9 protein-coding genes are annotated in these 11889 nt (G+C 54.8%); 7 read left to right on the top strand and 2 right to left on the bottom strand.

Annotated elements, in window-relative coordinates; all coding sequences use genetic code 11:
- The first annotated feature begins 20 nt into the window (after nt 1-20).
- The 7 genes from prfB (at nt 21) to QUG01_RS15170 (ending at nt 9468) form a co-directional block, all read left to right on the top strand.
- Nucleotides 21-1128 (top strand): peptide chain release factor 2 gene (gene prfB, locus QUG01_RS15140; protein WP_500830850.1). Its coding sequence is split into 2 segments (ribosomal slippage): nt 21-104 and nt 106-1128, totalling 1107 coding nucleotides; the frame shifts between segments, so codons are not numbered across the junction.
- A gap of 88 nt (nt 1129-1216) precedes the next feature.
- Nucleotides 1217-2725 carry a lysine--tRNA ligase gene (gene lysS, locus QUG01_RS15145; RefSeq protein ID WP_500830851.1) on the top strand — a complete coding sequence of 503 codons (1509 nt, stop codon included), beginning with the start codon at nt 1217-1219 and terminating at the stop codon, nt 2723-2725.
- A 612-nt stretch (nt 2726-3337) separates the two neighbouring features.
- Nucleotides 3338-4048 (top strand): TnsA endonuclease N-terminal domain-containing protein, encoded by a 711-nt coding sequence (locus QUG01_RS15150; RefSeq protein WP_500830852.1) that lies wholly within the window; start codon nt 3338-3340, stop codon nt 4046-4048.
- On the top strand, nt 4026-5999 hold the full coding sequence (locus QUG01_RS15155; protein WP_500830853.1) for a transposase: 1974 nt from the start codon (nt 4026-4028) through the stop codon (nt 5997-5999). Before QUG01_RS15150 ends, QUG01_RS15155 begins: the two co-directional genes overlap by 23 nt.
- Nucleotides 5996-6985 (top strand): TniB family NTP-binding protein, encoded by a 990-nt coding sequence (locus tag QUG01_RS15160; protein ID WP_500830854.1) that lies wholly within the window; start codon nt 5996-5998, stop codon nt 6983-6985. Before QUG01_RS15155 ends, QUG01_RS15160 begins: the two co-directional genes overlap by 4 nt.
- 42 nt (nt 6986-7027) lie before the next feature.
- Nucleotides 7028-8932 carry a TniQ family protein gene (locus QUG01_RS15165; protein WP_500830855.1) on the top strand — a complete coding sequence of 635 codons (1905 nt, stop codon included), beginning with the start codon at nt 7028-7030 and terminating at the stop codon, nt 8930-8932.
- Between the two features lie 32 nt (nt 8933-8964).
- Nucleotides 8965-9468: a hypothetical protein gene (locus QUG01_RS15170; protein WP_500830856.1), complete on the top strand. Its 504-nt coding sequence runs from the start codon at nt 8965-8967 to the stop codon at nt 9466-9468.
- Between the two features lie 168 nt (nt 9469-9636).
- Here QUG01_RS15170 and QUG01_RS15175 read toward each other — a convergent pair whose 3' ends face one another.
- Together QUG01_RS15175 and QUG01_RS15180 are read right to left on the bottom strand one after the other, a co-directional pair.
- Nucleotides 9637-10776: a DNA cytosine methyltransferase gene (locus QUG01_RS15175; protein ID WP_500830857.1), complete on the bottom strand. Its 1140-nt coding sequence runs from the start codon at nt 10774-10776 to the stop codon at nt 9637-9639.
- Between the two features lie 86 nt (nt 10777-10862).
- Entirely contained in the window at nt 10863-11291 is a 429-nt protein-coding gene (locus QUG01_RS15180) for a very short patch repair endonuclease (protein WP_500830858.1), read from the bottom strand.
- Between the last annotated feature and the right edge of the window lie 598 nt (nt 11292-11889).

The raw sequence follows: 11889 nt of genomic DNA on the forward strand, positions 1-11889 counted from the left end.
CTGCCATTTGGAGCGAAAGCATGATCGAAGTTGAAGTTTTGAACCAAATTGCGGCCAAAATCGAAGACCTGGCCGCCCGCGCCGCCGATATTCGGGGGTATCTTTGACTACGACGGTAAAAAAGACCGTCTGGAAGAAGTCAGCCGCCTGACCGAAGACCCGGATATCTGGAACGACCCGAAAAAAGCGCAGGATCTGGGCCGCGAACGCAAGCAGCTGGAAGACGTGGTGCTGGTGCTGGACAGCATCAACGCCACCATCGCGGACAGCCGCGAACTGTTTGAAATGGGCAAGAGCGAGGAAGACGACGACACCATCCTCGCCGTGCAGGATGATCTGGTAGGCGTGGAGGAAAAAGTGGCGAAGATGGAATTCCGCCGCATGTTCCACGACCCGATGGACCCGGCCAACTGCTTCATCGACATCCAGGCCGGCGCCGGCGGCACCGAAGCCCAGGACTGGGCCGGCATGCTGCTGCGCATGTACACCCGCTACGCCGAACGCAAAGGCTTCAAGGTGGACGTGCTGGAAGTGTCCGAAGGCGAAGTGGCCGGCATCACCAGCGCCACGCTGAAGATTGAAGGCGAATACGCCTTTGGCCTGTTGCGCACCGAAGTGGGCGTGCACCGCCTGGTGCGCGTGTCGCCGTTCGACTCCAACGCCCGCCGCCACACCTCGTTCTCGTCCGTGTTTGTCTACCCGGAAGTGGACGACAGCTTCGAGATCGACATCAACCCGGCGGACGTGCGCACCGATACCTACCGCGCCTCCGGCGCCGGCGGCCAGCACATCAACAAAACCGACTCGGCCGTGCGTCTGACCCACGTTCCCACCGGCATCGTCGTGCAGTGCCAGAACGACCGTTCCCAGCACCGCAACCGCGACGAAGCCTGGCAGATGCTGCGTGCCAAACTGTACGAGCTGGAACTGAAAAAGCGCAATGAAGCCAAGCAGGCGCTGGAAGACACCAAAACCGACGTGGGCTGGGGCCACCAGATCCGCTCCTACGTGTTCGACCAGTCCCGCATCAAGGATTTGCGCACCAGTTACGAAGTGGGCAACATCAAGGGCGTCATGGATGGCGACCTGGACGGCTTCATCGAAGCCAGCCTGAAACAAGGCGTGTAATCGCCATAGACCGGCCGCTTGCGGCCGGTTTTTGCCGTTTTTCAAAAGTGTATTTTGCCGAAGGACCCCAACCCGGCACGGAGTCATCATGTCTGATCACGAACAAGCACCGGCGCAAAGCCAAGACGAAAACCAGATCATGGCGGAACGCCGCCTGAAACTGAAGGCGATCCGCGAAAAAGGCATCGCCTACCCCAACGACTTCAAACGCAGCCACTTCGCCAAACCGCTGCAAGACGACCACGCCGGCAAAGAAGCCGAAGCGCTGGAAGCCGAGAAAATCGAAGTCGCCGTCGCCGGCCGCATGATGCTTAAACGTGTGATGGGCAAAGCCAGCTTCGCCACCATGCAGGACGTCAGCGGCCGCATCCAGGCCTTCATCTCCCGCGACAACGTGGGCGAAGACGTCTACGCCGACTTCAAGCGCTGGGACATGGGCGACATCATCGCCGTCAAGGGCGTGCTGTTCAAAACCAAAACCGGCGAACTGACCGTGCAAGCCACGGAAGTGCGCCTGCTGTCCAAGAACATCCGTCCGCTGCCGGAAAAATTCCACGGCATGACCGATCAGGAACAAAAGTACCGCCAGCGCTACGCCGACCTGATCATGAGCGAGGAAAGCCGCGACACCTTCATCAAACGCTCCAAGATCATCCAGAAGGTGCGCGACGTGATGGTGGGCGAAGGCTACCTGGAAGTGGAAACCCCGATGATGCACCCGATTCCGGGCGGCGCGTCGGCCAAGCCGTTTGTCACCCACCACAACGCCCTGGACATGCCTCTGTACCTGCGCATCGCCCCGGAGCTGTACCTGAAGCGCCTGGTGGTGGGCGGCCTGGAACGCGTGTTCGAGATCAACCGCAACTTCCGCAACGAGGGGATGAGCACGCGCCACAACCCCGAGTTCACCATGATCGAGTTCTACGAAGCGTACAGCGACTACCAGCGCATGATGGACATGACCGAAACCATCATCCGCGAGTGTGCGCTGGTCTCCTGCGGCTCCACCACCGTCACCTACCAAGGCAAGGAAGTGGACCTGGGCAAGCCGTTCGACCGCTTCACCATCGTGGGCGCGATCAAACACTACAACCCGCAATACACCGACGCGCAGCTGTCCGACGCGGCCTGGGTGGCCAGCGAGATCAAGCGCCTGGGCGGCAAGCTGCCCCCGGCGCCGGGCCTGGGCAGCCTGCAACTGGCGCTGTTCGAGGAATGCGCGGAATCGCTGCTGTGGAACCCGACCTTCATCATCGACTACCCGGTGGAAGTTTCGCCGCTGGCGCGCGGCTCCGACACCCAGCCGGGCCTGACCGAGCGGTTCGAGCTGTTCATCGTGGGCCGCGAGCACGCCAACGGCTACTCGGAGTTGAACGATCCGGAAGACCAGGCCGCGCGCTTCCAGGCGCAGGTGGCGCAGAAGGATGCGGGCGATGACGAGGCGATGCACTACGATGCGGACTACATCCGCGCGATGGAATACGGCCTGCCGCCGACGGGCGGGTGTGGCATCGGCATCGACCGTTTGGTGATGTTGTTGACGGATGCGCCTTCTATTCGGGATGTGATCTTGTTCCCGCATATGCGTCCGGAGTAAGATTTGGTCCAGACACTGGTGTAGGTTTGCATAGTTCGTGAAAATTTTGAGCATCTAGGTGAAAAACCAAGTGCTCGTTTGGGAAAAGCTCCGACTTCTAGGTCGGGGCTTTTTTTATGCGTGAAACATTCCCACTAGAAATCTATTCCAACCAAGCCTGCTCGCAAGGCGAGGTCTAAATTTCTGACTTTTTATATAGTACTCTAATTTATTTATTCCACTATTTCGTTGGAAATTAATCCGAACTGCAAAAATAGACATAATTTAATTGGAAATATTCGCGACAGCGTCTAATATATTCCACCTGTAAAAACGCCCAATGTGGCTACTATAAAACTTAACACCAAGCGCCAAAGAAGAAGGAGGGCTGTTAGCGGAATAAGGACTTTGTCAAATCTTCCAAGCTGGCAAAAAAGAGAGGGCGGGTGCTCTCGCACCCGCCCCCGCTTGATCCTTTAGGAATGCGAGTCTAGCTCGATACATAAAGGCCCTAGACAAGCCAAGTATCGTTCCCTCGCCTCCCAAGGTCAAGCTCCCGTTTGCCTTTTTTAAGCGAACTCGTTGCGTCGAGAGGTACGACCACGTCCTCTCGCCTACGAACCGGAGAGAGTCATGACCAATCAAATATATGCCACTGGCCCATGGTCAGGTCGGCAGAGAGAAGCTCATTCACCTGCACGCCAAGTCGTTGCACCCACAGGGACGATCATTCGTGGGCTTTTCCCTTCTGTAAAAGCGAAACGGATGATCCCATTCGAACAGCTGCTTGAGCGAGACACCCTGTTTATATGCGAGTTTGCACCACAGGTGATCGATATCAGGGAGCAACCCTTCAGGCTTCAGTATGCAATGGGTAACAAGATCCGCCGCTACACACCGGACTACGCTTTCATTCTGATTGATGGCAGTACCTTGGTCGTCGAAGTGAAGCCAGCCCGGTCCCTGGCAAAGACAGATGTCCGAAAAAAGCTACTGTACATCCGCGAAGCGATGTACCGGCAAGGTCACCAGTTCATTGTGCTTTCAAGTGAGACTATCCGCACGCCCTACAGGTTGGAAAATCTGAAGAGGTTGCACCGTTTTCTTCGCCAGCCCCTCCCCAGAGAGGTACGGGAAATATATCAACTGTTGATGTCATTCCATGGCAACCACTCCCCAGTTACTTTGGGGGAACTAGAAGTGCAGCTGGGGAAAACAGATTCCATTCTCCGACTTTTAGCCCATGGTGAATTGAGTTGTGATTTTGACCAGCCTATTACCAAGGATTCGATGATCTTATTGAAAAAGCAGGAGACTAATTATGTCTTCGTCGACGCGCTTTAACAAAGGAAGCTCATTTTTGCTGGATCGGCGCGAGGTCTCAGTTTCCCGGGTAATCAAGAATAGTAACTTAGTGACTCTAGAGGATACAGCTTCGCTAGAGGTATTTCAGCATACTAAAGAGCAATTACTCGAGATGTGGCTTGCCGGGCGAATTACATCGCATTCGCTTGCCAACCTTTCCGCTGACAAAACGCCAAAACTCCCTGCAGTCACATTGTTGTACAGTTGCCCTCAGCGTTTGGTAGATGATGCCATGAGGAGGAAAAGCTACCTGGATGCACTTTCGAGTATGGCCGAGAAGATCGTATTCACTCCGGCTAAGTTAAAACCCCTCCTGGAGCAAATTGCTAGAAAGCTTGGTGATCCCAAGGTACCAAGCGCGATATCTTTTTATCGATGGTTCAAATTAAAGCTTAAGCATGATAGCCACCCACTTGCCTTGCTGGAAAAACCTCAGTCCCGTGGCTGGTTTGGATGCCGCTTTCCGATGGCGGTGCAGGAGGCTCTGATCGAGTTAATAGAAACTCGCTATCTGGTTGCTGCAGGATGCAGCATTGTGGACCTCCATGATGCGCTGCGAGTCGAAATTGATAAGTTGAACCGGCTGCGCATAAGTGGAGAGTGCTTAAACTTACCAAGTTACCATACTGTGCGGCGTGCTGTTTTGGCGTATCCAGCTTACGAGCAAGCTGTGGCCAAATTTGGTAAGCAAGAAGCATCTCTACGCTTTCGTACCAGCCTGGCTACTCCCAAGGCCGAGTTCATCCTGGAAGCTGCTGAAGTCGACCACACACCGGTAGATCTGTTTGTCGTAGACGAAAAAACCGGTATGCCACTCGGCCGGCCGTGGCTGACTGTCATCATCGACCGCAAGAGCCGGATGATCCTCGGCATCTACGTCAGCTTCGGAGGTCCTAGTACCGAAGCAGTGTTCGGCTGCCTACGGAATGCCATTCTGCCAAAGTCTTATGTAAGCGAACGCTATCCGCGCGTCGAGGGCACTTGGCCCTGCTTCGGACTCATGCAGATTTTGGTCTGCGACAATGGCTTGGAATTTCATAGCCGTGCCCTTGAGCAAGCTTGCTTCGAACTGGGCATCATTCTGCAGTTCTGCCCAAAGCGAAAGCCTTACTTCAAAGGAATGATCGAGCGAGCCTTGGGCTCAATCTCTCGCAACTTTCTGCATGCACAGGCCGGGACCAGCCTTGCCAACTGGATGGAACGGCATGGATACAACCCACTGAAAACCGCCGTGGCCACATTTGACGAACTGATGCATGCCCTGCACATCTGGATTGTCGACGTGTACTCGGTCAAGTTCCATCGTGGCCTCAAGCGTACGCCGCTGGGGATGTGGCAGGACGGCATCCATGACAACCCGCCGGCGTTACCTGATTTGAAAGTGCTGGATGTTGCGTTGACCGAGGGTGAAGAACGGGTACTTTGGCACTACGGTGTCGAGCTGTTCAACCTACGCTACAACAGCCGGGAGGTCTATCCGATCCGCCATCAGTACGGCGAGAAGGTAACCGTACAGGTTCGCTACAACCGAGCCGACCTTGGCCACATCTACGTTGTCCATCCTGGCTCCGGTGAAGCCATTAAAGTACCGGCAGTCGAATTCGATTACGCCTCTGGCCTGCGCCTGGAAGTCCATCAGCTCATTTGTCAGGAATTGCGCGAAGCTGGTCTATCCGAAACAGATCCCCTGAAGCGTGCCCAAGCCAAAGAACGGATTCGTCAGGTAATCGGAGAGCAGCTTGCCAGCAAGAAGCTCAAAAACCGCAAACGGGCAGCTAGATTGTCTGGGACCAACTCTCAGCAGGCTCCGACAGCAACGCTAGATGCAGAACCAGCACCTCTAAAAGCCGTTCAGCAGGCCCGGCCACCCGTGACTCCACGGCAATTCAAGACGAGCAGCCACCCTCTGGGAAAAGGAGGTCAACCATGATCGCCCCCACCACAGACATGATCGCCGGCACCGCAGATGTATATGACGTGATCAAAGCCATCGAAAAGCAGCGCCTTCTCTTTCCTACTTTTGAGGAAGCGTACCGGCGCATTATCAGGATTCACAAGATGGCACTTGCCGGTAATCGTCCCCGCCACCTGATGATCCTTGGCCCTTCTGGGGCCGGCAAAAGCTCGGTGCTGGAGGAGTACGTCCGCTACTTCCCGGAGATCGAGGAAACCGAGTTCCGGCGAATTCCCGTACTGCGTGTCGAGATCAAATCCTCACCGACCGTACGCAGCGTAGCCGAGGATATCTTGAAGGCCATGGGAGTCCCAATGGCTTACCGAGGCACCGTCAATGAAAAGACCGACCGGGTCATTTCCTCACTGCAGAAACTCAAAGTCGAATTGTTGATGCTGGACGAGGTACAGCACTTGCTCGGTGCCACCAAACGCAGCTTCGGATCAAATAATGAGACCGAGTGGCTCAAAACCCTGCTCAACCAGATTGAGATCCCTGTTGTGCTTGCAGGGCTTCCCTACGGGCAAGCTCTTCTGAGCACCAACGAGCAGCTGCGCCGGCGCTTGGATGGTGTGCATCATCTCACACCATTTTCGGTCGAGGACGAAGACTCGGCGGCCGATTTCGCCGGAGTGGTCAGCTGGTTTGATAGCGAAATCCACGGTGGCACCCCAATCGGCCTCTACGATGGGGATATGCTGTACCGGCTGTTCTACGCCACGAATGGGCTGATAGGCTACCTCAGCAAGCTGCTGATTGGCGCAATGGAGATCCGTCTAGAGCACGGGAAGAAAGCTGTCGAAAACTGGATGCTTGAGGAGTCATTTCGCCAGAACCTGTGGGCTGAAGGCGTGGGGGCGTTGAACCCGTTCCATAAGAAATTTGTTCGCCGGCAATTGAACAAGGCGAACGAGCTCTTCGCCACGACGGCCTTCTCCGCTATGGCCTCCTCAGCAATCTAACCATAGGAGCCCCCGCTAGTAGCACTGGCGGGGGTTATTGTGATGATTCCGCTTCTTCCTATTCGTCCCTTACCGAAACCATCCGAAAGTGCGATCGGCTATCTGCTGCGCCTGGGGGCAGCCAATGATTTTCAGTCACTGCCGCGGCTGCAGAATTACCGCAAGCACATCGGCATGCCAGCACAGAGTTTTGAGGAGTTTGTAAAACTGGCCACCGGCCACGGCCCAGATTTGCAACAAAACCTATGGGGCCCATCAAGCTCCGACTTGCCGATTCAACCCAACAAGAAGCTTGGCATCAAGTCTACTTACTGGAGCCTTGATCATCGTCGGTGGTGCCCAGATTGCTTGCGGGAAGACGGTTGCTGGAAAGCCGAGTGGCTGGTCACCCTGCAGGTTGCCTGCCCAAATCACCAACGACTACTTCATGAACAATGCCCGTCATGCAACCAGCCCGTCGGGTGGTACAGCGGAGGCCTGACACACTGTCGTTGTGGGCAGGCGCTTACTGTCGGCCCACTCACTGCCGTATCCGACAGCGTGATACAGATTGCCCAGCTGATCAGCATCAAACTCGCCGAGGCAACCAATTCCGATACAAATTCCAAACCTCCCCACCCCGTAGAGGTCGGCTTGGCCCAATTGTTGGCTGATGTCCGCCTGCCACGTTTTCTCGATCTGCTTTGGGCTCTCGGTTGCAACGGCCGCTACCGGGAGCTCAAGAAATCGCTCAAGGTACCGGACCACCATCGTATTGCCGTCGCATTTCCCGTACTCGATTGTGCAGCCCAGATGCTCACGCATTGGCCCCAGGCCTTTCATTCGTTCATGCTGGACTCGTGTGACCAATCGCAAGCACATGCGCTGCACATGTACCGATTCGTGGGCGCTCAGCTGCTTGCCCTCAATCGTGCCCTCAGCCATCCGGAGCTTCATTTCGTCCGTCATGAATTCGAACGGTTTGTTTCTGAGCACTGGAAAGGAGTCATCGCTGATCGGCATCGGTTTGCAGACGACATTGCCGCCGAGCATCCGACCATCCTAGCCAAAGAAGCCATGGAAATGCTTGGTATTACCCGTAAGAAGTTGATCACCCTCGTCAATCAAGGGCACATACAAGGCTGGTATCAGCAATCCAAGGGAGAGTTGAGGTTTCTGGTCATCGACCGACAGTCGGTCCTGCGCTTCAAGCAAGGTTGTGCGGGAAAGCTGTTCACACTCGCTGAGGCTGCGGAATACCTGGCGACCACCATCCCACGCGTACGACTATTCGTTAAAGTCGGACTGCTCGCCGCAGTTTATCAACCGGAAGGGGGCAATGAACGTCGCCTCCAATGGGCATTCGAAAAGTCCAACCTTGATAGGTTATTGGGTGGGCTGAACATCCAGATTCATGAGACCCCCGATTGTGGCAGCGTGATCTCGCTGGAAAAGATTTGCCGCGCCAGAAGCCGCCATGGAGCCGACCTTGTTACCCTGCTGACCGCCATCCAGGCTGGCGAACTCGACTGCATCGCACGAGACCCCTGCCACCATGGGATCAGGGGCTTGCTGCTCGATAAGCAGCAGTTTGAGACCTGGTTTACCGCTCGCCTGCAAACACAGCCATTCTTCACGATGAAGCTTGCTGCCCGTTACCTAGGCCTAAAAGACTATGCTCTGCATTGGCTGCGTGACCATGGATTTCTGCATGGCTTGCTCCCGCCGGAAAGAACGGCAGGATTGAGCTTGCCCAAGGCTACACTGGATAGGTTCAAGTCGCGCTATGTCTGGGGACGGGCCCTTGAGGAGATGACGGGCTACGGCAGGAAATCCGCTGCGCGCGCACTGATCAATCGAGGGGTTATTCCGGTGACGGGGCCGACGGTGGATGGGGGCACAATATATCTGTTTTTTAGGCAAGACGTTCAAGGCTTCCTTAAATGGCACGGTTCCCCCGAAACATGACCATGTAAGACTATCGGTGATGGAGGTTACGTATGTTGATTTTTCTCGACACCGAATTTGCCGACTTCGCCGACCGCGAGCCGATCAGCATCGGTATGGTGTCCGAGGACGGTCAGCACGTTTTCTACGCGGAACTACAAGACTTCGACCGCGATCGCTGCAATGCTTTCGTGCGCTCGACAGTGTGGCCCCTGTTGGGCCAGATCGAAGGAGCGATAGTCAAGCGCCTCGACCTGGCCGTCCGACTACGTGCCTGGTTCGCCACCCTGCCACGAAGTGTGACGATCGCGTGTGATAGCCAGTTTGACCGCGAGGTCTTGGGAGGGTTGATTGGTGGACCTTGGCCGGCCAATCTGTCAGGCTGGCTCGACTTACGTCCGTTGATCGACACGACGGTTTTCGACCAAGCAGTGAGCGCTTATCACGCACAATCTGATAGGCCTTGGCATCATGCACTACACGATGCTCATGCTCATCGCGCTGGCTGGCTAGCATGGATGGACAAACGCCGGCTCGACAATGCTAAGCAGGGATGAGGGACCGTCTACGATTGCTTAATGATCATATTTCGCAGCGAGACAATTTCCCTTTTCTGTGGAGTTGGCGGACTGACCGCATGCCTGCTCAGGACCGGTCTCAACGTTCGCGCAGGCTACGACATTGATCTCAATTACGAATACACCTGCAAGACTGCCTGAATAGTCTTATCTTTGATGGAATTCCGCATGCAGCCGAATCGCCTTTTTTATTTGTGATTTCACGCTGGATGGCAGATTGACAAATTCTCCACTTCGTTCGAGTGCATGAATAACATCCAAAGGATCGATAGAAAGCTTGTCCGTGTGTAAAATCCGTGAAGCACGCTTCAGCCGCGAGACAATGTTTCCGGCAGTTCGAGGGGTGTAGTGCTGCGAGGATGCTAGCCATTTGCGGAATGCTAAATCGCTGTACATAGCCTGTTCCTTTTCATGGCGCAGGATAGTGATCGCGATGTGTTCTGCCAGATTTACTGGGACTGCATTCGCAATCATAGTGTTCAGAGCTGTGTCCGTGCCTAGAAACGTAAATGTGCGTTCAAAAGTCTGCACTCTTGCCCGTTCTGCGGTGGTCAGAGCCCTTGCCTCAAGATGAGAGCCCGCATCTTCTGGATGAGGGGAGTACCCAGGAGGGACATTTCGGTTGGTTGAACGAATCGTAGGGGAGGCTTCATCGAGGGAAAACACGCCACGGCGCCCCCAGTTTCTAGGGTGTCGATAATAGAAATCAATCCCAAACTCATCACCCACATACTGCCTGACAGTTAGTGGCTCTTCCGATTGCTTGGCTTCCAGTTGGTCGACAAGAAAATCGTGGGTTTCCCCGAGGCATCCGATCGCAAAGAAACGGTGCCGCTTCTGTGGGACACCAAAGTACGCGGCATTGAGAACACTTTCGGTAATGCCGTAGCCCCCATCTTCCAAGATTTTTCGCGCTTCAATCCAGGTTGCGCTATTCCGGATTCCCTGCACATTCTCCAGCACAAACCACTTCGGTTTGACCGAGTCAATGATTTCAGCAAAATTGATAGTCAGTCGGGCTCGCGGGCCTTCCACCCGGCTGCCTGCAAAGGAGAACTCTTGGCACGGAGGGCCGCCCACGATCATGTCAGGACGCTCTTTTGCGATGACTTTCGTAGCTTCTTTGACGCCACTCAGATCAAGATCGAGCGCAGGGTGGTCAAAGTTTTCTTCATAAACTTTGCGTGCAGCCTCCCAGTTTTCCACTGCCAGAGTGAGCTCGCAGCCTGCATTTTCTAAGCCTTTGCTAAGCCCGCCGCAGCCGGCAAAGAGATCCACTACACGCATTGACACCTCCAAATGGCATCAAGGTAGCCGATAGGGGAAATGGCGTCAATATTTTGACACACATACAAGAGTTGCTCGGGCTCGCTTTACTGTCTATCCAACTTAGTCCTAAGTGGAAGCCGCTCAAGTATGCCTTGGAGACAACCAGCGTCTCTTGCTTCGCATTCCCAGATCACGATGACAGACCAGCCTTGCTGTTCTAGGGCTGCGCGATTCCGAATGTCACGGGAGACATTTGCCACAAATTTGGACTCCCAGTAAGCAACATTGCTACTTGGCATCGAGGCATGCTTGCATCCTTGATGGCGGTGCCAAAAGCATCCATGGACAAAAATGGCAAGTCGGTGGCGTGGTAGGACAATATCTGGTTGGCCTGGCAGATCCTTGCGATGGAGACGAAACCGAATTCCCAGCTGATGCAATGCAGAGCGTACAAGGAGCTCAGGCTCGGTGTTCTTGCTTCGCACCTTACCCATCACTTTACTCCGCACTTCGGTAGAAACTGTATCAACCATTTTGGTCTGTTCGTTCTCGTTCACTCGTTACAACATCACTGTTATCATGCGTAAGCAGATGGCATGAATCTGAGGCTGGCTTCATGCAATCATTCGGCACCAGTTTTCCTTGTAGAGGTCACAACATCGCCGGCTTTGTTGTGCCCGAGGATGGACGTGCAAAGCTTGGCCGTTCTGATGTAAGTACATTGATGACAATCGTTGGTTTCGTCGACTCGCATCGCAGAAATAACTGACAGTTAGAACGACTGAGGAGCATCGGGTTGCAACCGGGATGAATTACTTTGGACTTACCTCATACTTTTGATGCCTGGGAGAAACGGCTCGTCGATTATTTCTTGGCCATCGGTCCGGATGGCGATGCCAGCCCTATCCGCTCCTTCGAAGTCACCCCCAGAACGCTGACGTTAGCCTGCGGAGCCCCCCCAGGGAGTGACACCGCTGTCGAAGAAGCCTTCCGCCTTATGCTGTCGCGCGATCTGCTCCTGATGGATTCACTACGCTTAGGTTCTCAGCGATATAAAAGGCTATGTCCCAATTGTAAGTTGGTAGCCTCTCCCCACCGCTTCCTGCAAACAATGCACAGGTTGTATCTGCT

It is taken from the genome of Chromobacterium sp. CCUG 76385 (genome assembly GCF_059916625.1).

Excerpts from the sequence above, each read along its gene's own strand:
- lysS (WP_500830851.1), top strand. The coding sequence starts at position 1,217 with ATGTCTGATCACGAACAAGCACCGGCGCAAAGCCAAGACGAAAACCAG.
- QUG01_RS15150 (WP_500830852.1), top strand. The coding sequence starts at position 3,338 with ATGACCAATCAAATATATGCCACTGGCCCATGGTCAGGTCGGCAGAGA.
- QUG01_RS15155 (WP_500830853.1), top strand. The coding sequence starts at position 4,026 with ATGTCTTCGTCGACGCGCTTTAACAAAGGAAGCTCATTTTTGCTGGAT.
- QUG01_RS15160 (WP_500830854.1), top strand. The coding sequence starts at position 5,996 with ATGATCGCCCCCACCACAGACATGATCGCCGGCACCGCAGATGTATAT.
- QUG01_RS15165 (WP_500830855.1), top strand. The coding sequence starts at position 7,028 with ATGATTCCGCTTCTTCCTATTCGTCCCTTACCGAAACCATCCGAAAGT.
- QUG01_RS15170 (WP_500830856.1), top strand. The coding sequence starts at position 8,965 with ATGTTGATTTTTCTCGACACCGAATTTGCCGACTTCGCCGACCGCGAG.
- QUG01_RS15175 (WP_500830857.1), bottom strand. The coding sequence starts at position 10,776 with ATGCGTGTAGTGGATCTCTTTGCCGGCTGCGGCGGGCTTAGCAAAGGC.
- QUG01_RS15180 (WP_500830858.1), bottom strand. The coding sequence starts at position 11,291 with ATGGTTGATACAGTTTCTACCGAAGTGCGGAGTAAAGTGATGGGTAAG.